This is a genomic window from Roseibium sp. AWQ4_254 (assembly GCF_056161025.1).
Genome location: NZ_JBSWYH010000023.1, coordinates 42,614 through 65,456, shown reverse-complemented (window position 1 = coordinate 65,456; position 22,843 = coordinate 42,614). Strand labels below are relative to the sequence as shown.

Annotated in this window: 19 protein-coding genes; 12 read left to right on the top strand and 7 right to left on the bottom strand. The window is 61.0% G+C overall.

All coding sequences use genetic code 11. The annotated features are described in order from the left end of the window. Positions 1 to 14: 14 nt before the first annotated feature. On the bottom strand, positions 15 to 827 hold the full coding sequence (gene minC, locus ACXAIC_RS17655; RefSeq protein ID WP_475182993.1) for a septum site-determining protein MinC: 813 nt from the start codon (positions 825 to 827) through the stop codon (positions 15 to 17). Between the two features lie 342 nt (positions 828 to 1,169). On the opposite strand from minC, the gene ACXAIC_RS17650 reads away from it, so the two are divergent. Next, positions 1,170 to 1,502 (top strand): hypothetical protein, encoded by a 333-nt coding sequence (locus tag ACXAIC_RS17650; RefSeq protein WP_475182989.1) that lies wholly within the window; start codon positions 1,170 to 1,172, stop codon positions 1,500 to 1,502. A 255-nt stretch (positions 1,503 to 1,757) separates the two neighbouring features. After that, the gene (locus tag ACXAIC_RS17645) at positions 1,758 to 2,738 is read left to right on the top strand and encodes a DMT family transporter (protein WP_475182987.1); all 981 of its coding nucleotides are present in this window, start codon (positions 1,758 to 1,760) and stop codon (positions 2,736 to 2,738) included. Between the two features lie 31 nt (positions 2,739 to 2,769). On the opposite strand, the gene ACXAIC_RS17640 is transcribed toward ACXAIC_RS17645, so the two are convergent. The 4 genes from ACXAIC_RS17640 to ACXAIC_RS17625 form a co-directional block, all read right to left on the bottom strand. Further along, complete coding sequence (locus ACXAIC_RS17640) at positions 2,770 to 3,912, bottom strand: ABC transporter permease (protein WP_475182983.1); 1,143 nt, start codon at positions 3,910 to 3,912, stop codon at positions 2,770 to 2,772. Beyond that, positions 3,912 to 4,850 carry an ABC transporter ATP-binding protein gene (locus tag ACXAIC_RS17635; protein ID WP_475182981.1) on the bottom strand — a complete coding sequence of 313 codons (939 nt, stop codon included), beginning with the start codon at positions 4,848 to 4,850 and terminating at the stop codon, positions 3,912 to 3,914. Before ACXAIC_RS17635 ends, ACXAIC_RS17640 begins: the two co-directional genes overlap by 1 nt. Next, positions 4,847 to 5,803, bottom strand: a complete 957-nt coding sequence (locus ACXAIC_RS17630; protein WP_475182977.1) for an HlyD family secretion protein — start codon at positions 5,801 to 5,803, stop codon at positions 4,847 to 4,849. Before ACXAIC_RS17630 ends, ACXAIC_RS17635 begins: the two co-directional genes overlap by 4 nt. A gap of 140 nt (positions 5,804 to 5,943) precedes the next feature. Next, the gene (locus ACXAIC_RS17625) at positions 5,944 to 6,648 is read right to left on the bottom strand and encodes an AAA family ATPase (RefSeq protein ID WP_475182973.1); all 705 of its coding nucleotides are present in this window, start codon (positions 6,646 to 6,648) and stop codon (positions 5,944 to 5,946) included. A 484-nt stretch (positions 6,649 to 7,132) separates the two neighbouring features. On the opposite strand from ACXAIC_RS17625, the gene ACXAIC_RS17620 reads away from it, so the two are divergent. The 3 genes from ACXAIC_RS17620 (at position 7,133) to ACXAIC_RS17610 (ending at position 10,868) form a co-directional block, all read left to right on the top strand. Beyond that, positions 7,133 to 8,056, top strand: a complete 924-nt coding sequence (locus tag ACXAIC_RS17620; protein WP_475182970.1) for an alpha/beta hydrolase — start codon at positions 7,133 to 7,135, stop codon at positions 8,054 to 8,056. Between the two features lie 173 nt (positions 8,057 to 8,229). Further along, positions 8,230 to 9,360 (top strand): serine hydrolase domain-containing protein, encoded by a 1,131-nt coding sequence (locus tag ACXAIC_RS17615; protein ID WP_475182966.1) that lies wholly within the window; start codon positions 8,230 to 8,232, stop codon positions 9,358 to 9,360. 332 nt (positions 9,361 to 9,692) lie between these two features. Continuing rightward, positions 9,693 to 10,868, top strand: coding sequence for an MFS transporter (locus tag ACXAIC_RS17610; RefSeq protein WP_475182962.1), 1,176 nt, complete (start codon positions 9,693 to 9,695; stop codon positions 10,866 to 10,868). On the opposite strand, the gene ACXAIC_RS17605 is transcribed toward ACXAIC_RS17610, so the two are convergent. Continuing rightward, on the bottom strand, positions 10,865 to 11,767 hold the full coding sequence (locus tag ACXAIC_RS17605) for a LysR substrate-binding domain-containing protein (RefSeq protein ID WP_475182958.1): 903 nt from the start codon (positions 11,765 to 11,767) through the stop codon (positions 10,865 to 10,867). The genes ACXAIC_RS17610 and ACXAIC_RS17605 overlap by 4 nt on opposite strands. Positions 11,768 to 12,057: 290 nt before the next feature. Between ACXAIC_RS17605 and katG the strand changes: the two genes are divergently transcribed. The 7 genes from katG (at position 12,058) to ACXAIC_RS17570 (ending at position 22,172) form a co-directional block, all read left to right on the top strand. Beyond that, entirely contained in the window at positions 12,058 to 14,232 is a 2,175-nt protein-coding gene (katG, locus tag ACXAIC_RS17600; protein WP_475182954.1) for a catalase/peroxidase HPI, read from the top strand. A gap of 447 nt (positions 14,233 to 14,679) precedes the next feature. Then, positions 14,680 to 15,444 (top strand): enoyl-ACP reductase FabI, encoded by a 765-nt coding sequence (gene fabI / locus ACXAIC_RS17595; RefSeq protein WP_475182950.1) that lies wholly within the window; start codon positions 14,680 to 14,682, stop codon positions 15,442 to 15,444. A 9-nt stretch (positions 15,445 to 15,453) separates the two neighbouring features. Further along, positions 15,454 to 18,042, top strand: a complete 2,589-nt coding sequence (locus ACXAIC_RS17590; RefSeq protein WP_475182946.1) for a DUF3141 domain-containing protein — start codon at positions 15,454 to 15,456, stop codon at positions 18,040 to 18,042. 387 nt (positions 18,043 to 18,429) lie between these two features. Beyond that, positions 18,430 to 19,782: a DUF2157 domain-containing protein gene (locus tag ACXAIC_RS17585; protein WP_475182942.1), complete on the top strand. Its 1,353-nt coding sequence runs from the start codon at positions 18,430 to 18,432 to the stop codon at positions 19,780 to 19,782. Next, positions 19,779 to 20,369: a GDYXXLXY domain-containing protein gene (locus ACXAIC_RS17580; RefSeq protein WP_475182939.1), complete on the top strand. Its 591-nt coding sequence runs from the start codon at positions 19,779 to 19,781 to the stop codon at positions 20,367 to 20,369. The genes ACXAIC_RS17585 and ACXAIC_RS17580 overlap by 4 nt, the downstream gene beginning before the upstream one ends. Before the next feature lie 59 nt (positions 20,370 to 20,428). Further along, positions 20,429 to 21,472 (top strand): class I SAM-dependent methyltransferase, encoded by a 1,044-nt coding sequence (locus ACXAIC_RS17575; RefSeq protein ID WP_475182937.1) that lies wholly within the window; start codon positions 20,429 to 20,431, stop codon positions 21,470 to 21,472. A gap of 1 nt (position 21,473) precedes the next feature. Beyond that, positions 21,474 to 22,172 (top strand): pseudouridine synthase, encoded by a 699-nt coding sequence (locus tag ACXAIC_RS17570; protein ID WP_475182934.1) that lies wholly within the window; start codon positions 21,474 to 21,476, stop codon positions 22,170 to 22,172. A gap of 27 nt (positions 22,173 to 22,199) precedes the next feature. Here ACXAIC_RS17570 and ACXAIC_RS17565 read toward each other — a convergent pair whose 3' ends face one another. Beyond that, positions 22,200 to 22,763, bottom strand: coding sequence for an HdeD family acid-resistance protein (locus ACXAIC_RS17565; protein ID WP_475182930.1), 564 nt, complete (start codon positions 22,761 to 22,763; stop codon positions 22,200 to 22,202). Positions 22,764 to 22,843 lie beyond the last annotated feature (80 nt).

The window sequence follows — 22,843 nt, the reverse complement described above, 5'->3', positions numbered from 1 at the left end:
GGGCGGACCCTTGGTTAATTCAGTTCTTCAAACACAAGCGTTTCGTTTTCGAACCGGATTTGTGCCGGCGCGTTGCGCAATGTGCCGTCGAAGTCGTCGGCGACCTTGTAGAGACCGTTGATGGAGACCAGTTCCGCATCCAGCTTGGTGCAGAAAATTCTGGCATCGTCCTGGCCGGCCACACCTGCCAGCGCCCGGCCGCGCAGGGCGCCGTAGACATGGATGGAGCCACCGGCGATGATCTCCGCCCCCGAACTGACCGATCCGATCACCGTCACATCCCCGTCCGGGTGCATGATGCTCTGGCCTGAGCGAACCGGCTCATTGATTACAATTGACGTTTGGTCATCTTTGACAGGTTTGGCAAAAGAATGGCCATTTTGGGATGCCCCGTTCATCTCCCCTGATTTCCGACCGTTTTTGGTCTCCGACATGGGCATGTCCTCCGCATTGGCGGCCTTGTCGGTGCGCGCAGGCGCCTCGGAGGCCGGAGCCTTAGCCGATTCGGCGGACGCAGCGGGCTCAGGCACTTCCACGTCGGAGGTCAGGCGGCCGCCCCCAAAGCTCGGGGGCATGCCTTTCTTCAGGCGTGTGCCGGAAACCCCGTCAATGCCCATGACGCGGATGGAGCGCTCGCCCAATCCGTCCAGAAGTTCTTCCAGATCCTCGATCGGAATGTTGCTGCCGCGCACATCAAGAATAATCGGACGGTCGATAAAGAAACCGGGAGACCGGGACAGAATCCGGTCGATCTCCTTGAACCACGCATCAAAAGGCGGTTCAGGTGACAGTACGATCGCAATAAAGGACTTTCCCTTAAACTTCATTGAAGAGGTCCGGCGGCAAAAAAGTGGTCAATTCATGTCGTGAAATAAACTTATCATTAACGGAACCGCACAATTGGGCGGACATCTGTTTTCCACCGATATCGGTTTTGTCGTGCGATTTCAGTTAATTGACGGATCAGCGGAGTCTGATCGCGGTTCTCTATCACGCAAGCATGCAAGAATTGCCGAGAGCCCCGCCGGGAATCACGCGGACAGCATCTGCGCCATTTCCTTTGCCGGTGCAGTATTTAACCAAATTCGAGTCAAGGACTGGAATTTGCCATATTGCAGCGCAATATGGCTCAAGAGGAGTGTGGAGCAATATGCGCTCGGGGAAATAATATGAGCAATTTCAGTGACGTGCTGCGATATGTCGACCTTTCTGACGAAGAGGCAGCTGTGGCTCTTGACGTTTCCAGGGATGAAATTGCTCGCTGGTGCAGCACCAGCGAGGCGCCGCCGCTGCATATCTGGCACAAGCTTGTGCGCATGCTGGATGACATTCGATGGTCGGCAGAGGAAGCCGCCAAGGCTGCGGATCTGGACCATTTGGACGCTTCCGATCTGAACCGGGTTCATCTGGAGGTTCCCGGTCAGGGGGCCGGCCAGTTTGACGGCCCCAAACGGGCGGCAACGGCCCTGGCTGTGGCAACCCTGGCCCGGGTTTTCGTCTGACCCGGCTTTCAACCCGGTTCGTTCTCAGACAACGGCCCAAGGGGAAACCCGTTTCTGCCATTCTAATGCCTGGCGCTGTCAGATCGGTATCCAGCAAGAGAGATTGCTTGGGGGAGGGTAGAGGCCGCCCGCCGCAGCCCCTTTGGCCCCGCCCGTCTTTCTGCTAACAACGGATCAGGCCTGTTTTTTGAAAGTATCCGGTTCGTCCGGATCTGCCGTGAAAGCCGGGCCGTATCAGGGACGGGACAAGCGGCGGTGAGCCTTGGCTTCGCCGGATCGGGGGCGCCGGGCATGACATCCACTTTCAAGGGCCTTCTGGCCGCTCTTGGCGCCTTTGCGGTCTTTTCCAGCCATGACGCCCTGATCAAGGCGCTCGGGGAGACCTATCAGGTCTTTCAGATCATCTTTTTTTCCATGCTGTTTGCCTTTGTGCCCATGTCGATGATCATGCTGGCGGACAAGGCGGTGGACAATTTCCGGCCGCGCCATCCGTTTCTGGTGCTGTTGCGCTCGGCGATGACGATCACGGCCATGTCCTGCGCCTTTTACGCCTTCACCATGCTGCCGCTTGCCGAGGTCTATTCACTGCTGTTTGCTACACCGCTGCTGGTGACGGCCCTGTCCGTGCCGCTGCTGGGCGAGACGGTCAGGATGCAGAGATGGGGTGCAGTGATTGCCGGGCTCGTCGGCGTTCTCATTGTCTTGCGTCCGGGGGTGACCGAGCTGACAGCGGGCCATATTGCCGGGCTGACGGCCGCCTCGGCCAGCGCCCTGGCGTCGATTCTGGCGCGCAAGCTGGGCGGCAAGGAACGCCCGGCGGTTCTGATCCTCTATCCCCTGCTGTTGTCCATGATGGTCATGTCCATGACCCTGCCGGTGGTCTATGTGCCGGTTTCGCTGCCGGATCTGGGGCTGATGGCGGTGGTTGGGTTTATGTCGGTTCTGGCGCAGCTGTGCATTCTGGGGGCGTACCGGTCCGCGCCCGCCGCCTTTGTCGCCCCGATGCAATACAGCCAGATTCTCTGGGCAAGCCTCTTCGGTGCGCTCTTTTTCGGCGAGATTCCGGACCTTTATGTTGCGCTCGGGTCCTGCGTCATCATCGGGTCTGGCATGTTCGTGGTCTGGCGGGAAAGCCGGGAGAATGTCTCCGAACAAACGCCGGTGCTCAGGACCGCAAACCCGCGTGTGGACACTGGGCCGCAGCCCAAACAGGTTGCCGACCCCAAGGCAAGGTAAAGCAGCCCAAGAACGCCCGCCCCAGTCTCTGTCAGTCCAGCCGCTTCTTGAACCGCAAGGCGGCGATGCTCAGGCCGACAATAAAAAAGCCCAGCATCCAGAGCACGTCGCGATGGAGGTCAAGCAGCCCGGCATCACGCAGCACAAAGCCCCGGATCATGCGCATGAAATGGGTTGCTGGAAAAATTTCCGCGATATACTGGGCGGCCAGCGGCATGCCTTCATAGGGGAAGATGAAGCCGGACAGCAGGATGGAGGGCAGCAGCACGAAGATGGTCATCTGCGTGGCCTGAAGCTGGCTTTGCGCGATCGTCGACAGAACCAGTCCGAGGGACAGGCTGGCGCCGATAAAGAGCAGCGTCCCGGCAAAAAGGGCTGGCAGCTGGGTGCCGAAAGGCACGCTGAACAGAATATGGCCGAGCCCCAGAATGATCAGCATCTGGAGGAGGCCGATGAAAATATAGGGAATGATCTTGCCGATCATCAGCTCTATCGGGCGGATGGGGGTGTTGATCAGCATCTCCATATTGCCGCGCTCGCGCTCGCGCACGATGGCAGCGGAGGTGAACATCACCATGGTCATGGTGAGGATGATACCCACCAGCCCGGGCACGATATTCACGGCCGTGCGCTGCTCCGGGTTAAAGAACAGGGCGACCTCGAAGGTTGGCGTCGACCTGTTGGGCGCCTGCTTCGTCAATTCGCTCAGCGGCATATTGCGCAGGCCCTTGATCGCGCCAGCAATCATCGTGTCTGAACCGTCGACGATCCATTGGGCGACCGGGCGGCTGGTTTCCATGTCGGTGGAGGCCGGGGTGCCGAGGCCGATCGCGGAAGAGCGGGCCACCCGCTGGGACAGATCCTTCGGCAGAATGAATGCCGCCCGCACCCGGGCCGCCTTGATGGCCGCTTCCGCATCTTCAGGGCTGGCCAGATGTTCGGTCACGTCCACGACCCGGGTGGCTTGCACCATCTGGATCAGGATGCGGCTGAGGCCCGTCTGACTCTGGTCGACCACCGCAACCGGAATGTCCCGGAGATTGGTGTTGATGGCATAGCCGAACAAAACCAGCTGGATCAGCGGGATCATGAGCACCATGCCGAAGGTCATCCGGTCCCGGCGCAACTGGGACAGTTCCTTCATGAAAACGGCGTGAATACGGGACAGGGCCATCATTGCCGTCCTTCCCCCGTGGCCGTGACAAACACATCTTCCAGATTGGGCCGCACCTGTTCAATCAGGCTGGCACCGCCGGTCTCTGGCCGGGCGCGCAAGAAGGCTTGCGGATCGGGAATCGTATCCTTGACCAGAACGCGCAGCCGCGCGCCCAGTTGTGCGGCGGCGACAATCTCCTCGGTGCCCAGCAAGCGGCGGCGGATGTCCCTGAGGTTTGGCCCCCCGATTTCCACCACATTGGCGCCCATTGCGGCCATCAGCTCCTTGGGCGCCCCGTCGGCGCGTTTCTGACCCGCTTCCAGGATCGCGATCTTGTGGCAGCGCTCCGCCTCGTCCATGAAATGGGTGGTGACGATGATGGAGGTACCGCCTTCCACCAGATCAAAGAGCTGTTCCCAGAAATGCCGGCGCGATTCCGGGTCCACAGCCGAGGTTGGCTCGTCCAGAAACAGCAGTTGCGGTTCGTGCAGGACGGCTGTGGCAAGCGCCAGGCGCTGCCGCTGGCCTCCACTCATCTTGCCGGCGAAGCGGTCCTTTAGCTCCGTCAGGGCGTAACGGTCCAGCACCTCGGCAATGCGGGCCTTCCGCTTGTGCGGGGACAGGCCATAGATTGTTGCCATGAAGCTGAGATTTTCCAGCACCGTCAAATCGCCATAGAGCGAGAAGGTCTGGGTCATGTAGCCGATCCGGTATTTCAGGGCTTCCGCATCCTTCGGTATGGCAAGCCCGAGCACTTCCACAGAGCCTTCTGTCGGGGTCAAAAGACCCGTGAGCATGCGCATGGCCGTGGTCTTGCCGCAGCCATTGGGCCCCAGAAATCCATAGATCATGCCCTTTTCAATGGTCAGGTCCAGGCCATCGACCGCCCGGAAGCCCTTGAAGGATTTGACCAGCCCCTGGGCCTTGACGACGATTTCTGAGGGCGGCGCGCTCACGGCAGGAGGACCTGGGCAGGAACTCCGTTAGGCAGGGAGGCCGCGCTTTCCGGCAGCTGGATTTCCGCCACATACATCAGCCGGGCCCGTTCGGACTGGTTGAGTGCGTAATAGGGGGTGAAGGAGGGATCGGAACTGATCCAGCGCACCTTGCCATCCACCAGGGCGTCCAGCCCGTCAATCCTTACCTGAAGACTGTCGCCTTCCTTGATCTGCACCCGGTAGGGTTCAGGCACATAGACCCGGGCATAGGGCGCATCTCCGGCCAGCATGACGGCGACCGGACTGCCGGCCGTTACCCGCTCCCCGAGGTTCCAAGGCAGGCTGTCCAGAACCCCGTCGCGCGAGGCGGTGATGGTCAGGTCCGAGAGGATGGTTTCCTGGGTGGCCAGGCTGGCCTCGGCTGCTGCCAGTTCGGCCCGGGCGATAGCCAGATCCTCCGGCCGTGTACCAGTCTCCAGTTCCCGCAGCTCTTCTTGTGCGCTTTTCAGGCTGGCAGCTGCCGCATCCCTGCCCGCAACGGCGCTGTCAAGCTGAGCCTGGCTGGTGGTGCCGCGTCTGGTCAGGTCATTGTAGCGCTTGAAGGAGGCTTCGGCATCCAGCAGCTCTGCCTTGGCCCCGGCGACAGAGGCCCGGGCCTTGGCAATGTCTTCCGCGCGGGCGCCATTTTCCAGTTTTTCCAGATTGGCTTTGGCTTTCTGCACCTCCGCCTGGGCCTGATTGACGATGGCCTGCTGTTCAGCCGGATTGAGCCGGGCCAGAACCGTGCCCTTTTGAACGAAACTGCCCTCGCTAACGGGTAGATCGATCAGCACCTCGTTGGCGGTCGCGGTCAGCGCAACCCGATCCCGTTCCAGCGTGCCCAGGGCGACGCCGCCGTCTTCGCCGAAACATCCGGCCAGCAGCAGGCAGGCAGCGGTGGCCGCGAGGGTCTGGATTTGAACAGAAATCATGGTCTCTTCCCCGGGAGACGGCCGACCGGAACGGCAGCAATGTCTTTTGCGCCACAATACTGCGGCGGGCGGGGAAGACCAGAGCTAAATAGGCAAAAGCCGGGCAGTGCCCGGCTTTCCTCATGAGAAGACGGAGCGCGTCAACTGGCGCGTTTGAAGACGTTGTACCAGCGTTTTTTCGGTACCTTGATGGCTCGCTCCAGGATCTCAGCGGCATAAAGCGCCGCGTTTTCACGGGCCTTTTCCATCCCTGACACCTGGCCTGCGTTCAGATTGGCGAGGCCTCCTCCAAATTCGAACAGGTCCCGGAAGGCGGCCCGCTCGACAATCGGGGTCATCAGGACGTCGATATTCTGCGCCGACAGGAAATCCTGCACCGCTTTCATCGCCCGTGTGGTGACCGCCGCATTGGTGCGTGTCAGCACCACACAGTGCTTAATGTCCTGGCGGACAATCTTTTCCAGCTTCTTGATCAGGGTCAGGATTTTGGCGCCGCCCCTGGCATCCATGGAAGAGCCCTGAATCGGGATGACCACAAGATCGGAGACGGACAGCGCGTTGGCCACCACGAGGTTCTCCGTTCCCTCAAGATCCACGATCACATAGTCGGAGAATTCCGCCGCATGCGTGATCTGTTCGGCAATGGAGGCAGGCGACATTTCACTGACAACCGAGATGCCTGGGCATTGCACCGGCAGCTCGAACCATTTGGAGATCCATTTTTGCGGATCCGCATCGAAAATGGTCACGCGTTTTCCCCGGGCGGCGACTTCTGTCGCCAGCAGCAGGGCGGCGGTGGTCTTACCGGCGCCACCTTTTGCATTGGCAAAGGAAATGACTGGCATCTGGGTTCTCCTGAACTTGCCGAGCATTGTCTTGCAAAGAGACCTCTGTCGGATCTGTCTGAACGGCAGTCTTGGAATTTTATGGTTACCAATTTCTTAAAGTCGCAATTTGCAAGAAAGTTATTCAGGGTGGCAAACCGAATGTGGATAAAACCCGCAGATTTCTAGGTAGTTCTGGCGATCTCTTCAAAAAGGGAGCGGATTTGTGCTTGCAAATGAAGATCTTGTGCGGATTGCGCAGCGCGGGGAGAAGGGGCTGGACGCGTCTTTGGTCGAGGGGAGCAGCGCGGAAGGGGAGCCGCAGCCCTCAGGCAGCGTTCGATTGAACTAACCAAGCGCCAAGCATAGGTTAGGCTGGAAAGTGTTGAAAATGGTTCAACAGATTGGCGTTTCTGTGTCAAAAATGCCATGGGGATGACATTTTTCACCGGTCCTTTAAAGACAGGCTGAACCGATCACCTGCTATCGTAACGGAAAGGGTGCCATGCTGCACAGATCGATGTCATTCCGGCTGGCCCGGCGTCTCGGGGGAATCGTTCTGGCGGCGGGGCTCGCCGTCCCGAGCGCGATTCCGGTGGCTGGGTCCGGCGCCGCGCAGGCCGAGGCGCTGAAACCTTACAAGGACCGGCTGTTCCGCTACAAGACCGTGAGCGAAACCCTCTATGACGGTGATTTCATCGTCGTGGAATATTCCAAGCAACGGGACCTCAGGGACCGGGACGAGGTGGACGAACGCAAGGTCTTCGGCAACTACGTGTCCTACAAGCCCAAACGCGGCCGCGGCAGCGCGAAGCTTCAGGCCAATGGCCGGACCATCAAATATATGGGCACTGGCAAGTGGAAAGGCGGGGCAAGAACCATTGTGATCTATGTTCATGGCCAGGGAGGCAACCGCTTCCAGGGCATGAATGATGTCTCCTTCGGTGGCAATTTCAACCGAATCCAGAACCTGATGGTCCGCAATGGCGGGGCCTATCTGACCGTGGACATTACCAGCTTTGACCGGCGTGGCACGGCGGATGTCGCGGCCCTGATCCAGTCTCAGAAACAGGTGTCCCCGGGAGCCCGGGTGGTGGTGGCCTGCGGCTCAATGGGCGGTATTATCTGCTGGGGCCTGCTGCGCAGTGAAACCTATTCAAAGCTCCTGAGCGGCATCATGCTGCTGGGATCTCCAAAAGATCCGAACCTGTTTTCCTCCGGGGCGCTGTCCCGCAACGTGCCCATCTATATGGGCCAGGGCACGCTGGACCGGGTCTATAACTGGGAAAGCCAGGCCAATTTCTTCAAACAGATCAAATCGCGCGCGCCGAACTACCCAATCAAGTTCACTCTGTTCGACACGGGTACGCACGGCACGCCGATCCGCATGACCGACTGGCGCCTGGTTCTCAACTGGATGCTGGGATGAGACGCAGGCGTTCAGCACTCAGCGTTGTGCGGACGGTCTTGGTCTTGACGCAAGTCCGGTTGCCCCGTCTCTTTGCTGTGTCTTTGCACGAAATCTGCTGAATTCCCTCCCGCTGCAGCCATGATTGTCCTGTTGTCTTGGAGCGTCCAGTTCCAACTTCAAAAGTGTCCGGCATGCGCTTCTTGAAACTGTCCCTGATCGTGTTCTCCGTTTTTTCCACCGGTGCGGTGGCCTCCTATGCAACGGGGCTATGGGGTCTTTTGTCTGCGGGCTATCCACGCGCTGTCTGGCCCGCGCTTGGCGGCTTTGACACGGTTCAGGGCAGTCACGGGGATACGGCGCAGGCCCCGGTCTTGAAGCCGCTGAACCGAACGGCCCGGGACCTGTTTGACAGCGCGCAAAGCCGCGCGCTGCTCGTCAATGAGGGCGGGCGGACCGTGCTCGAAACCTATGCGGACGGCCTTGGACCCGGAACCAGGCTCAATTCCTTTTCCCTGGTCAAGAGCCTTGTTGGGGCGCTGGTTCTCAAAGCGGTGGCCGAGGGGCGGATCAAGAGCCTAGACGACCCGCTTGGCGCCTATCTGCCGGCCTTCGGGCCGGCAAGCCTCGATCATGTGCCGCTGCGGGACCTTTTGGACATGCGCAGCGGGCTGGCTTTTGAAGCAGACAGTTCCGATAAGATCGAGCAAATTTCGAGCGTCAATCCCTTTGGCAACCTGGCAAGGCTCCACGGCGAGGGCATCGAGGCCGTGGCCAGCCGCCTGTGCGTGAAGCCGGACCGGGCAGGGCGGTTTTCCTATCAGAACGTGAACACGGCCCTGCTCGGGCATCTCCTGAGCGACATCTACGGCGAGCACTTGTCCAGCCTGCTCTCGCGCAAGATCTGGCAGCCGTCCGGCGCTGCCGATGCCTTCTGGCTGCGTCACCGGGAAACCGCCGCTGTCACGGCCTATTGCTGCCTTTACGCCACAGCGCGCGACTGGGCCCGGGTTGGCCGGTTCCTGATGAAAAACGGGACCACGGAGGCTCCGTTTCTGCCCGATCCCTTGTGGGGGGCCTTTTTCGGGAACAGTTTGACGGAGACAGACGTCGCCCAGGGCGCCTACCGGCTGCATCTGCGCCACGATAGACTGGACCGGGAGGGGGAGGCCCTTCAGGGGCGCTTTGCCTACATGATGGGGCAAGGCGGACAGATTGTTTACATGATGCCGGAGAAAGATCTGGTGGCGGTGCGGTTTGGCGAACGGCACGCGCTGCTCCATTCCACACTCTATGCGGCGTGGAACAGCCTGCACACGCCCTGACACCGACTGATGGTACGGTGCCCTTTGCCGGAAAGGACACAATTTTGAGGCCGGATCCGGGTTTGCGGGACAGCACCTATTCGGCCAGATGGTTGGACGACCTTCTGATCCGGCGGCTGGTGTATAGCCCCCGCTGGGTGATCAGCCAGACCGGAAAGGTAAGCGGTGTGACATCCTTAAAAGGCGGCGCACCCTGCCATCGGCCCGGGCGCTGGTCGGAGAGGAGGGGCCGCGCGCGAAAGGGGCATTCAGGCAAAGTCAGTTGCCTTGCCGTCCTTTCGGGCAGGTGCTACCAGACAGGGGCTTCCTGACCAGCTCTTTTGAAAGCCCCCATGCTCATTCGCGACCGCGCGTTTTTCGCGTCCATGTTTCTGACGGTCCTGGCCGATCAGATTCTCTTGTTTCTGGTACCTCTGGTCATCTTCCAGATCACCGGCAACGTCGCCTGGTCAGGGCTGGCCTTTTTCTTCGAGACCCTGCCGCGTTACCTGACCTTTCCCTTGGCTGGTATTCTTTGTGACCGGTTCCATCCGGTCACGCTGTTGCGGATCAGCCGTCTGCTGCGTGCCTTTGTCTGCGTGGCCGGGATTTCGGGTCAGGTGGTCTTTGGCGGGGTGTGGTGGCTGATCGGGCTGTCGGCGCTGGTGGGCATTCTGACAACCCAGGGGCTGCTGGCCCTGGAAATGGTGCTGGTGCGGGCATTTTCCGATCAGCGGTTTGAAAAAGTTGCCAGCTACAGCCAGCTGGCCTCCCAGATGGGGGTGGTGCTTGGCCCGCTGACAGCCGCCTATCTGATGGCGGTCTGGCCCTGGGAAGCGGTCGTTCTGGTGGCGACCGGTCTGTTTTTGCTGGCTGATGGCGCTTTTTTTCTCTGGCCGGGCCAGAACCGCCTGAGCGCGGCGCCGCAAAGGGATCATGCCCACCCTTTGGCGGATCTCAAAACCGCCCTGGCCCTGGTTTGGCGTCTGCCCGGCCTCACCCGTGCGATCCTGCAGGCCGCAGGGGTCAATTTGATCATTGGGGCAACGCTGGCAACAGCGGCAGCCATGGTGACCGGCTTTTTTGCCCAGAGCGAACAGACCTATGCCTGGCTGCAAGTGGGTGGCGCAGTGGTAACGCTGGCCGTGCTCACCCTGACGGCCCATGTGTCCTTGAGCCTGCCGGTGCTGGGGCGCACCGCCTATGGGTTGATCTGCCTTGGCGCGCTCTTCACCGGGGCAGGCGGGCATCCGCTGCTTTATGCGGCCGGATTTTTGCTGATTGCAGGCTTCGACAAGATGTTCAACATCTATGTGCGTACCTTACGCAAGGAGATCATTCCGGCGGACGATTTCGGCAAGACCACTGGTGTCATCATCTGCCTGAACAACCTGTCACAGCCCCTCGCGGGCCTGCTCGTGGCCGTCTTTGCTGCTGGCGATGACGCAAGACCTGTGCTGTTGGGCCTCGCCGGGGCGATGGCGGTGATGGGGTTTGTGACCTTTCGAAAGTCAACGGGATCATCTTAGCGGGTTTGTGGGGCTTGCGCCGACCCCCGCACAATCTCGGCAATCTCGCCCAGTTGTCCCGCGAGCGGGCTGGAGCGGCGCCAGACCATGCCGACGGTGCGGGTGGGCTCGGGACCGTGGAAGCGGGTGACGGCGACGGGCGCGGAGCGTGTTTCCACATCTACGGCCATTTCCGGGATCAGTGTGACGCCCATCCCGGCCCCGACCATCTGTACAAGGGTTGAGAGCGAACTGGCATCCAGAACCTCCCGGGGCGGGCCTGAGGGCAGGTGGCAGAAGGACAGGGCCTGGTCGCGGAAACAATGGCCTTCTTCCAGAAGCAGCAGGCGCATTTCCCGCAAGGTGTCGGCGCTGGGCATGGGGGCATTCGCGTCACCGGCCGGGCGCACCAGCATGAAGGTTTCCTGAAACAGCGGAATCTCAGTCAGGGACGCTTCAGAGACAGGCAGGGCGACAATGGCCGTGTCCAGTTGGCCGTCCTGCAGTTCCCGGATCAGTTTCGGGGTCACGGTTTCGCGCACATGCATGTCCAGTTCCGGGTGCTGCGCGCTCAAGGCCCCGATCACCTTGGGCAGAAGATAGGGCGCAATGGTCGGGATGACCCCAATCCGCAGGCGGCCGACCAGCCGGTCCCGCGAGGCGCGGGCCAGATCACCGAGCTCTTCTGCCGCCCGCAGCATCTTGCGGGCCCGCTCCACGGCCACTTCACCGAAATGGGTGAGGCGAACCTGGCGGGGGCCGCGTTCGATCAGCGCGGCGCCGAGCACATCCTCCAGTTCCTTGATCTGCATTGACAGCGCCGGCTGGGAAATTGCGCAGGCCTCGGCCGCTTTGCCAAAATGCCCGTGCCGGGCCAGGGCCTCGAAATACCGGAGTTGTTTGAGAGTGATGTTTATCATAAGAAAAAACTATCACAACTATCAGTAAATACAACTTCTTCTGATGAAGGCCCTCTGTTAGCTTCCATCTTGAAGAGACAAGAGCGGTCCGGTCCCGAGGATTTCAGGTCCCGGGACCGGACGCTCCTGTCAGCTTCACCAAAGATTTGAATTTGTACCCCGCCAACTGTCGTAAATCCGGCCCGTCCGCCCCATCTTCAGGCAAGAGGCGGCCGTGCTGCCAACAGGCCGCAAGGGGGCAGGGTTATTGAGACAGGTGCTCTGCACCAGGAAGTGAATTGGAGAGGAAAATGGACGCTAAGGTGGAACGCACGGGCGGCTGCCCGGTCATGCATGGCGGCAACACGTCAATGGAAAAGCCGGTCACGAAATGGTGGCCCAATGCTCTCAATCTCGACATTCTGCACCAGCATGGTGCGCGCACCAATCCGATGGATCCGGATTTCAACTTCCGGGACGCGGTCAAGGGGCTGGACCATGAAGCCGTCAAGGCCGATGTCCGGGCGCTGATGACCGACAGCCAGGACTGGTGGCCGGCGGACTGGGGCCATTATGGCGGCCTGATGATCCGCCTGGCCTGGCACTCCGCCGGGTCCTACCGCATGCAGGATGGCCGCGGTGGCGCCGGGTCCGGCAACATCCGCTTTGCACCGCTCAATTCCTGGCCGGACAATGCCAGCCTCGACAAGGCCCGCCGTCTGCTGTGGCCGGTGAAGAAGAAATACGGCAACGCCCTGTCCTGGGCGGACCTGATCATCCTGGCTGGCAACATGGCCTATGAGACCATGGGCTTTAAAACCTTCGGCTTCGGCTTTGGCCGCGAAGACATCTGGGGCCCGGAAACCGATGTCTACTGGGGCTCGGAACAGGAATGGCTGGCCCCATCCGAAAACCGCTATGAGAATCTGGAAGACGCGGCGACCCTGGAAAACCCGCTGGCAGCCGTTCACATGGGCTTGATCTATGTCAACCCGGAAGGGGTCAATGGCAACCCGGACCCGGCCAAGACGGCCAATCACATCCGGGAAACCTTTGCCCGTATGGCCATGAATGACGAGGAAACCGCAGCGCTGACCTGCGGCGGCCATACGGTCGGCAAGGCCCATGGCCGTGGCGCGGTCAACGAGATCGGCGTCGAGCCTGAAGCAACCGGCGTGGAAGCCCAGGGTCTTGGCTGGTCCAACCCGGGTCAGGACGGCAAGGCGACCAACGCCTTCACGTCCGGCATCGAAGGGGCCTGGACCAAAGAGCCGACCAAATTCGACATGGGCTATTTCGACTACCTGTTCAACTATGAATGGGAACTGACCAAGTCCCCGGCCGGGGCCTGGCAGTGGAAACCGGTCGATATGCCGGACAATGAAAAACCGGTGGACGCCACCGACCCGTCGGTGCGCCATGACCCGCTGATGACCGATGCGGACATGGCCATGAAAGTGGACCCGGTCTACAACGCGATCTGCCAGAAATTCATCGCCGATGAAGCCTATTTCCGCGACACGTTCGCCCGGGCCTGGTTCAAGCTGACCCACCGCGACATGGGGCCGAAGGCCAACTATCTTGGCCCGGACGTTCCGGCGGAAGACCTGATCTGGCAGGATCCGGTTCCCGCTGGCAGCACGTCCTATGATGTGGATGCTGTGAAAGCCAAGATCGTTGACAGCGGTTTGGCGGCTGCCGATCTGATCGCCACCGCCTGGGACAGCGCCCGCACCTTCCGGGGCTCCGACAAGCGCGGCGGGGCCAATGGCGCCCGTATCCGCCTTGCGCCGCAGAAGGACTGGGAAGGCAACGAGCCCACCCGTCTGGCGGCCGTTCTGGCCAAACTGGAGCCGATTGCCGCTGAAACCGGTGCCTCGGTTGCCGATGTGATCGTTCTGGCGGGCGGGATCGGCCTGGAATTGTCCATCAAGGCGGCCGGGTTCGATGTCGCCGTGCCGTTCACCGCGGGCCGGGGAGACGCGACGGCCGACCAGACCGACGCAGCTTCCTTCGACGTTCTGGAGCCGCTGGCGGACGGGTTCCGCAACTGGCAGAAGGAAGCCTATGCGGTCAGTGCGGAAGAAATGATGCTCGACCGGGCCCAGCTGCTTGGCCTGACCGCGCAGGAAATGACCGTTCTTGCCGGCGGCCTGCGTGTTCTGGGCACCAATCATGGCGGCAGCAAGCATGGTGTCTTCACCGACCGGGAAGGGGCGTTGACCACGGACTTCTTCGTCAATCTGACGGACATGGCCAACACCTGGCTGCCGAAAGCGGATGGTACCTATGAGATCCGCGACCGTCAGCTGGGCACGCTGAAATGGACCGCCACCAGTGCGGATCTGGTCTTCGGCTCCAACTCCATCCTGCGCGCCTATGCGGAAGTCTATGCCCAGGACGACAACAAAGAGAAGTTCGTCAAGGACTTCGTAGCGGCCTGGACGAAGGTCATGGATGCGGACCGGTTCGATCTGGCAGCCTGAAGAGGCTCACTGGCCTCTCTTTACCAAAAGCGCCCCGGTTTCCGGGGTGCTTGAGCCTGCCGATGGACCTGGGGTCTGCTCGCACAGCCATTCCTGACCGGTGACGCTGAGCGGGGCGTCTTAAAAGCCGGACAGCCTATTGTGGGCTCGCTGTCTGACTTTAGTAGGCGCGCAGTCACAAACGGCCGGGAAGATCCCGCAGTCTCATCTGGCAGCAGCGAGAAGCGCCCCGGTTTCCGGGGCGCTTCTCGGATTTTGAGGGGAAGGGTGCCGGTTCCGGGTCCGCAAGACCACCTACTTTCTTGAAAAGTCATTTTAACGTCACAACATTTATGCTGCACTGCAATGAAGGTTCGAGCTGCCGCAGCTTCTTGTGGGCGGGCGGTCTCCCTCCGATATGCAACCTCCATGGAGGCTCTGTCTCAGCGCCAGGGAGCTGACAGCAAGATGTTTGATTTGACGGGGTACAAGGCCCTTGTGGTGGGGGTCGCCAACGACCAGTCCATTGCCTATGGGTGTGCAAAGGCGTTCCGGCAGCAGGGGGCCGAACTGGCCATCACCTATCTGAACGCCAAGGCTGAGCCGTATGTGCGCCCTCTGGCCGAAGAGCTGGGGGCGGAGATCATCGCGCCGCTGGATGTGCGTGACAGCGCCCAGCAGGACGCGCTGTTTTCCGAAATTTCCGAACGGTGGGGCCGGCTGGACACGGTTTTGCATTCCATCGCCTTTTCAAAGAAAGAGGATCTGCAGGGCCGGGTTGTCGACTGTTCGGCGGACGGGTTCGCGCTGGCCATGGACATTTCCGTTCATTCCTTTCTGCGCCTGATCAAACGGGCTGAACCGCTGATGCCGGAAGGCGGCACCTGCATGACCGTCTCCTTCATGGGCGCGCAGAAAGTCGTCGATCACTACGGGGTGATGGGGCCAGTCAAGGCCGCGCTGGAAGCGGCCACCCGCTACGCGGCGACGGAGATGGGGGCCAGGGGCATTTCTGTCCATGCCCTGTCTCCGGGGCCGCTCAAGACCCGGGCCGCATCGGGTATTGCCGAATTTGACGCCTTGTTGAACGACGCCTCCGAGCGGGCTCCCACGCACCAGCTTGCCACGATTGACGATGTCGGCGCCTATGCGGCCTTTCTGGCCAGCCGGGAAGCGTTCAACGTCACCGGCGGCGTTCACTTTATTGATGGTGGCTACAGCATTGTTGGATAGGAGGTCCTGATGAAGGACATTTTTGACGCGCTTGAAAAGGGCCAGAACGCGTTTCTCGCCTCGCTGAATGATGCCACGGCCTGGTCGCCGTCGGAACGCTTTACCGCCCTTCAGGCCCAGGCGACGGAAGTGTCCAACATGGCCGATCTCATGGGCAAGGGGCTGACCAAGCACCTGACCGGGATAACTGAAACCCACAAGGCCCGCTGGCAAAAAAGCGTTGCCGATTATGGCAAGGCGCTTGAGGACCTGACACAGGCCCAGAAGGGCGGCGGTCTTTACAGTGCTTTTGAAAGCTACTGGAAGGACGCTGCACAGCGCATGGTCCTGACCATGGACACGCTGCGCCATCGCGGCGATATCTTCCTGGAGCACGAAGAGGCGGGCTGCCCGCCGGTACTCATCTACGACTATGACGTGGTGCTGGACGGGGCCGACCTGCCGCGTCCCTGCTGCTACATGCTCTTGAAGATCAAACAGCCGACGGATGGTGTGCACCGGGAGCCCAAGCCATGGAAACGGCCTTACATCATCATTGACCCGCGTGCTGGCCATGGAGCCGGGATTGGCGGTTTCAAGCCGGACAGCCAGGTGGGCGTTGCGCTGAAGGATGGACATCCGGTCTATTTTGTCGCCTTCAAACGTATGCCGGAAAAAGGCCAGACCCTGGCCGATGTCACGCATGCGGAAGCCGCTTTTGTGCGCAAGGTGATGGAGCTGCATCCGGACGCCCCGAACCCTGTGGTAACCGGCAATTGCCAGGGGGGCTGGGCGACCTTGCTGCTGGCAGCCTCCAACCCGGATCTGACCGGGCCGGTCATTCTCAACGGCGCGCCAGTGTCCACCTGGGCGGGCCGGGTCGGCGAAAACCCGATGCGTTATAATGGCGGTGTTCTGGGCGGCACCTACAATGCCATGTTCTATTCGGATCTTGGCCACGGGATTTTTGACGGCGCCGACATCGTCCAGAATTTTGAGATGCTCAACCCCTCGCGCAATTATTTCGGCAAATATTACGACCTTTACGCCAAGGTCGACACGGAGCCGAAGCGATTTCTGGAATTCGAACGCTGGTGGGGCGGCTATTTCCTGCTGAACGAAGCGGAAATGAAATGGATTGTCGAACAGCTCTTTGTCGGTAACCGGCTGGCCAAGAACGAGGCGCAGCTGGAGCCGGGGCGCAATGTGGACATCAAGCAGATCCGCGCTCCGATCATCGTGTTTGCCAGCTGGGGCGACAACATCACACCGCCGCAACAGGCGCTGAACTGGATCATCGACACCTATGCGGACGAGCGGGAAATCGCGATCCGCGGGCAGCGGATTATCTATATGGTCCACGACCAGGTCGGCCATCTCGGAATATTCGTGTCCTCCAAGATTGCCAAGAAGGAGCATACTGAGGTTACCTCGACCTTGAAGACCATTGAAGCGCTGGCGCCGGGTCTCTATGAAATGTCGATCGACGACTATGAGGGCGACCTCATGGACCGGTCCTTCACAGTCAGCTTCCATGAACGCAAGATGGAAGACCTGAAGTCAATCGATGATGGCCGGGATGACGAGATCCCTTTTGCGGCCGTGGCGCGGGCGTCCGAGCAGCAGGCTGAGTTCTATGATGTCTGTGTGCGGCCCTTTGTGCAGGCCGGGGTGACGGAACAGTCGGCGGAGTTGCGGCGCAAGACCCATCCCTTGCGGATGCAGCGGGCCATGATGTCAAGCCTTAACCCCTTTCTGGGCGCCTTGCCGGGCTGGGCGGAGCGGGTGCGCAGCGAGCGTACACCGGCAGATGCGGCCAACCCGTTTGTGGGACTCGAAAAGGCCAATGCCGCGCTGTTTGAACAGTCACTCGATCTTTACCGGGATGTGCGCGACACGCTTTATGAGAACCTGTTCTATTCGGTCTGGGGCTCGCCCTATATGCGCTGGTTCGGCCGCACCAAACAGCCGGGCCGGACCCTGAAGCGCACGGACGAATTGCGCAGCCTGCCGCCGGTGCAGGCAGCCTTGATGCATATTGCGGAAGGCGGGTTCTGTGAAGCGGTGATCCGCATGCTGATCCTTCTGGCCGAAAGCAGGGGCAATGTGCGCCGGGACCGTCTGGAGCGGTCGTCCCGGGTGCTGACCCAGGACGAGCCGTTCAAGTCCCTCACGCCGGATGCGCGCAGCTTCATGCTGCAGGAACAGACCCTGATCGTGGAATTTGCCCCGGACCAGGCTCTTGCGACCCTGCCCAAGCTGTTGCGCACCCGGGAAGAGCGGGAGCTCGCGTCAAAGGTGGTGCGCTACATTCCCGGCGCCATTGAGGAAATGACGCCGCACACGCTGGAAACCCTTCAGAACTTCCACAAGATCCTGGATTTGCCGCCGGTGTCTGAAGATGTCTCGGAAGATCCGCTGGCGGCCCCGGCAAAGGACATGGTCGCGGCGCCGGAAAAAACGGACGCGTCTGCACGCAAGGGGGCCAAGGGACCGGATAAGCCGGTGGAAGTTGCCGCATCTGCCGCCAAGCCGCCCCAGAAGGCCTCTGCGCGCAAACCCGCAGCCCGCCGCAAACCGCGCGCAGCAACCGGGCCTTCAGACAGTCCGGCAGACTGAGACAGTCAAAGGAAAGGGCGTCCGGGCCTCTCGGACGCCCTTTGTCAGAGCCCCTCGGGATTGATTGATTTTGAGTGTGGCCCTGTCCCCAGAAGCCGCTGGTGCCCTCGAAACATTGTCCAACCAGCCCGTTGCGAGCTGTGCAATCCTGACTTTGCCAGAATTACACTTATCAAGATAGCAAGATTGCGACTGTCTGCAAGCCTAGATTGCATAATATGTGCATGAAAACGCAGCGTCAGAATACCATGTAGCGGGTTTCTTTCGAGAATCTCACGGTGGCCTTGGTTGCTCCGCTTTTGCAAGATATCTAGCGCTTTGCCTGCAGGTGGGCGACGGTTCGCAGGCTAAGATGATTTTGATCGGGAAGGCGGCAGCCGGCAGCAGATGATGTTTGACTGGACCTATAGAAAGCGACTGAAAGAAGACTTGGAGATCTGGGTCAAGAGAGGTTGGGTGAGCGCGGAGGGGGCGGCCAATATCCTCCTGGATCAATATCCCGCCGATGGCCGTTCCCGATTGCCCTTGGCCCTGGCGGGGATCGGTATGGTCTGCGTTGCGCTGGCAGTGTTTGCTTTCATTGCGGCCAATTGGGGCGCGATCCCGAAACTGGTCAAGCTGAGCGGTATTGCCGTTATGGTGCTGGCGAGCCATTTTGCGGCCGCCCATGCCGCATCCAGGGGACGGCAGGGGGTGGCGGATCTTCTGACCGGGTTTGCCACGCTGGTCTTTGTCGGAGGGCTGGCCCTGGTCGGGCAGATCTTTCATCTTCCGGCGGATTGGCCCGGGGGGGCCTTTCTGGTCTGTCTGGGAGGGCTGGCAGCAGCCTGGTTGACCGGGGCCCGGGCCGGGCTTGTGGTTGCGGTGGCTGCCGCTTTGGTGTGGCAGGTGTCACGAGCCGAACCCGGCGAAGCCACGCTTGTGCAGGATCTGACCGGCCTGGCGCTGCTCGCAGCGGTCTTTGCCCATGCCATGCTCTATCCGGCCAGTCTCTCCCGCTGGCTCGCGGTCAGCCTGACAGCGGTGAGCTATGGCCGCTGGTTCGCCGACACGGTCACGTCAACCGGCGCGCCCGACGGTCTTATCGTTGCCTTGGGGCTTTTCGGTGCTGGCGGGCTGGGCGCCGTCATGATGCTGGCCGACCCTGTGGCGGATCTGATCGTGAAATGGTCCAGTGATCTTCCCGCCCGCAAGCTTGGCCACTGGCTCATGGGCCGCTCCCTGCAAAATGCCGGGTTTCTGGTTCTGTCCGGCCTGACCGCCACCGGATTGATCTTTTTTCAGCATGTTCCGGGCCTTGGTGTCTCCGCCGGTCTGCTTCAGCTTCCCGCGCTGCTTCCCTTTGGCCTGGCCCTTGTCTTGCTGGTGGTGGGCCTGCTCTTGTCCTTCAAGACCGCAAAAGCCGCAGCCATGATTGGGATCACCGGACTGGCGCTTGCCGCCGTGGTGATGCCTGTCCTGACCCGCAACGATCTTGTGCTTGCCGTATTTGCCATGGCTGCGCTCGTCGGCCTGTGCGGGCTGGCGACATGGGTCAACAACCGATTCTGGATGGTCTGCGCGTATCTGGGCCTGACGGCCGTTGCTGTTTGGCTGCTCTATGAGACCATCGGGTCACTGCTTGGCCAGTCCGTGTTTTTCCTTGCCGCAGGCGCGCTGCTGCTCGTGCTGGCGCTGGGATTGGGACGGATGATCCGCAAAGGGGGGGCTGAGCCCCGCCGTCAGGAGGCTGGACAATGAGTGCCCGCGCTGCTGCCCTTGCTCCCGCCCAGCCGTCGAGAGGGGCTTGGCGCTGGGGTCTCCTGGCGCTCATCCAGCTTGCGCTGATCGTCATGCCGCTGGCCGACCGGTTGCACATTCAGGCCACTGGTCAGGTGGAACGCCTGCAGCTTGCCCCCGTGGATCCAAGGGACCTGCTGCGCGGCGACTATGTGATCGTGAATCTCAGCATCAACCGGCTGCCCGTGGATCTGCCCGGCGCGCAGGATCTCAAACGGGGGGACCGGATTTTCGTTCAGCTCCGGCAGGCGGACGGAGGGCTCAAGCCGGTGGCAGTCGCCGGATCCCTTGAGGCCGCCCGCGCTGAGAGTGGGGGCGGGGCAGGCAGTGTTCTGCTGGCTGGAGAAGTGCGCTCTGTGACAAGAAAGACCATCCGGGCCGACTATGGCATAGATGCGTTTTATGTGCCCGAGGGCCAGGGCAAGGTGATCGAGAAACTTGACACCAGCCGGATGCAGATTGAGGTCGCCATCGCGGCAGATGGCCGTGCGGTGCCTTTGCAGCTTCTTGTCGACGGCAAGGCCTTCAAATCCGACGGGACCTTTTGACGGATCAGCGTTGTGGCGCTATGAGCGCTGCAATTGGAACGCTCCGGCAAAGGTCTTTCATGTCTGATCCTGCACTCGACACGTTGTTTCTGCCTCTGGAAACGGAGGCGCTGGAAATGTCGTCAAACGCCAAAGTGCTGTTTTTACGGGCACGGGCCGGCCGGGCGCTGGCGGCCCTGGACGGTTTCACGGTGACCTGCGTCCAGAGTTTTGCCCCGGACCGGGACGCTCTCGCCAAAACCGGACTGACCGTTGTGCCCGAAACGCAGGAAAGCGCTGCAGATGCAGTGTTTGTGCTGCCCACCCGCCAGCGGCACGAGGCACGGGCGCAATTGGCCGATGCGGTGTTGAAGACACGCGATGGCGGGCAGATGATCGCCTGTGCTCCCAATTCAGAAGGCGCCAGAACCCTTGAAAGCGATGTTGAGGCCCTTTTGGGCACGGCTGAGCGGCTGACCAAAAACAAGTGCCGGGTTGTCTGGGGCGCTGTCCACAAAGAGACGCTCAATCAGGAACTCCTGACAACCTGGACTGCGCTGGATGCGCCGCGCCCGGTTCTGGACGGGGCCTATGTCAGCCGTCCGGGCCTGTTTGCATGGGACCGGATTGATCCGGCCTCCCGGCTTCTGGCCAGCCATCTGCCTGCGTCCTTGAAAGGCAAGGGCGCGGATCTGGGGGCGGGCTTTGGCTATCTGGCCCGCACCGTCTTTGAAAACGCCCCGGCGGTGACCGGCATGGACCTATATGAAGCGGAAAAGAGGGCGCTGGATCTGGCGGAGCAGAACCTTGCCGCCTTCAAGGGCAAACGCGCCATGACCGGCATCTGGAGTGATGTGACCAAAGGGCTGGAAGGGCCTTACGACTTCATCGTCTCCAATCCGCCGTTCCACCAGGCGGGCAAGGCAGACCGGGCCGATGTCGGCCAGGGCTTTATCCGGGCGGCATCCGCCGGATTGCGGCCGGGCGGGACCTTCTACATGGTCGCCAACCGGCATCTGCCCTATGAGCATACGCTCTCTGAAGGGTTTGCAGACGTGACCCAGCTGGCGGATGAGGGCGGCTACAAGGTCATCCGGGCGGTCAAGGGCAAGGGAGGGCGCTGACATGCGGCTGGTGAAACTGCTGGCAAATCTCGGCTATGGCAGCCGTAAGGAAATGCAGATCGCGATCCGCAATGGCTGGGCGACGGACACCGGTGGCACACGGCTGAAGGCTGACAGCAAGACGCCCCATGAGGACATTCTGTTCGATGACGAGCCGCTCGACCCGGCGCAAGGGGTGGTGATCCTTTTAAACAAGCCTGTTGGCTACACCTGTTCAGCCAAGGATCAGGGCCGACTGGTCTATGATCTGCTGCCTGACCGGTTCCGCCTGCGCAAACCGGCACTCTCGACCATCGGACGGCTGGACAAGGACACATCGGGCCTGCTGCTCTTCACTGATGACGGCACCTTTCTGCACAAGGTCATTTCGCCGAAATCCGACGTGCCGAAAATCTACGACGTTGAGCTGGACCGGCCCTTGAGCGGGAAAGAAGACGCGCTGTTTGCCTCCGGTGAGATGATGCTGGAGAACGAGGACAAGCCGTTGAAACCGGCCGAGCTCGAGGTTCTGGGCGAAAAATCCGCGCGTCTCACGCTCCATGAAGGCCGCTACCATCAGGTGCGCCGCATGTTTGCGGCCACGGGCAATCATGTGACGGCCCTGGCCCGCTGCCGGATCGGTCAGCTGGGACTGGAGGACGTTGAGGAAGGCAGCTGGATCTGCCTGAGCGAGGACGCCAAGGCCCGGATTTTCCAATAGGCAGGCCTCTGTCAGGGGAGATTGGTATCAGCCCCTGGAGGCACGGGCGGCCAGAGCAATGGCAATATAGCTCCAGCCATTGATCAGAACCGAAATCCCGGCAATCAGGCCAAGTGCCCAGGTGGCGGAACTCGGCAGTTCCATCCAGATCATCACCCCGGCAATAAGCGAGACGATGCCGGCCACCAGCACCCAGATCCAGCCCTCATGGGGTTTCAGCTTGAAGGCAAGCAGCACCTGGCTGATGCCCTGGGCTGCAAACACGGCGGCAAGAAGCAGGGTCAGCGTGAAGGCCCCGACCATCGGATTCACATAGATCAGGATGCCGCCGATCACCGCCACAAGACCGGTGATCAGGTTCCAGAGGAAACTGGAGCTGCCCTGGGTCTTGAACGCATTGTAGATCTGAACGAGGCCGCCCACGACAAGCACGGCCGCAATCAGGATTGTTACGGCAATCGAGGTTGCATAGGGCGCGGCGATCAGGATGAGCCCGCCCAGCACAAGCGCGATGCCAAGTGCCAGGAACCAGCCCCAATTCTCCTGGATCTTCGCTTTCATGGTTTCGACTGCCTGAACCGCATCCGACATCTTGATCTCCTCACGTTTCGGGTATTCATGCACCGTAACTGCTTCGCAGAAAAAGGCAAAGCACTGATGACATTGCGGAA

Excerpts from the sequence above, each read along its gene's own strand:
- minC (WP_475182993.1), bottom strand. The coding sequence starts at position 827 with ATGAAGTTTAAGGGAAAGTCCTTTATTGCGATCGTACTGTCACCTGAA.
- ACXAIC_RS17650 (WP_475182989.1), top strand. The coding sequence starts at position 1,170 with ATGAGCAATTTCAGTGACGTGCTGCGATATGTCGACCTTTCTGACGAA.
- ACXAIC_RS17640 (WP_475182983.1), bottom strand. The coding sequence starts at position 3,912 with ATGGCCCTGTCCCGTATTCACGCCGTTTTCATGAAGGAACTGTCCCAG.
- ACXAIC_RS17630 (WP_475182977.1), bottom strand. The coding sequence starts at position 5,803 with ATGATTTCTGTTCAAATCCAGACCCTCGCGGCCACCGCTGCCTGCCTG.
- ACXAIC_RS17625 (WP_475182973.1), bottom strand. The coding sequence starts at position 6,648 with ATGCCAGTCATTTCCTTTGCCAATGCAAAAGGTGGCGCCGGTAAGACC.
- ACXAIC_RS17620 (WP_475182970.1), top strand. The coding sequence starts at position 7,133 with ATGCTGCACAGATCGATGTCATTCCGGCTGGCCCGGCGTCTCGGGGGA.
- ACXAIC_RS17615 (WP_475182966.1), top strand. The coding sequence starts at position 8,230 with ATGCGCTTCTTGAAACTGTCCCTGATCGTGTTCTCCGTTTTTTCCACC.
- ACXAIC_RS17610 (WP_475182962.1), top strand. The coding sequence starts at position 9,693 with ATGCTCATTCGCGACCGCGCGTTTTTCGCGTCCATGTTTCTGACGGTC.
- ACXAIC_RS17605 (WP_475182958.1), bottom strand. The coding sequence starts at position 11,767 with ATGATAAACATCACTCTCAAACAACTCCGGTATTTCGAGGCCCTGGCC.
- katG (WP_475182954.1), top strand. The coding sequence starts at position 12,058 with ATGGACGCTAAGGTGGAACGCACGGGCGGCTGCCCGGTCATGCATGGC.
- fabI (WP_475182950.1), top strand. The coding sequence starts at position 14,680 with ATGTTTGATTTGACGGGGTACAAGGCCCTTGTGGTGGGGGTCGCCAAC.
- ACXAIC_RS17590 (WP_475182946.1), top strand. The coding sequence starts at position 15,454 with ATGAAGGACATTTTTGACGCGCTTGAAAAGGGCCAGAACGCGTTTCTC.
- ACXAIC_RS17585 (WP_475182942.1), top strand. The coding sequence starts at position 18,430 with ATGATGTTTGACTGGACCTATAGAAAGCGACTGAAAGAAGACTTGGAG.
- ACXAIC_RS17580 (WP_475182939.1), top strand. The coding sequence starts at position 19,779 with ATGAGTGCCCGCGCTGCTGCCCTTGCTCCCGCCCAGCCGTCGAGAGGG.
- ACXAIC_RS17575 (WP_475182937.1), top strand. The coding sequence starts at position 20,429 with ATGTCTGATCCTGCACTCGACACGTTGTTTCTGCCTCTGGAAACGGAG.
- ACXAIC_RS17570 (WP_475182934.1), top strand. The coding sequence starts at position 21,474 with ATGCGGCTGGTGAAACTGCTGGCAAATCTCGGCTATGGCAGCCGTAAG.
- ACXAIC_RS17565 (WP_475182930.1), bottom strand. The coding sequence starts at position 22,763 with ATGTCGGATGCGGTTCAGGCAGTCGAAACCATGAAAGCGAAGATCCAG.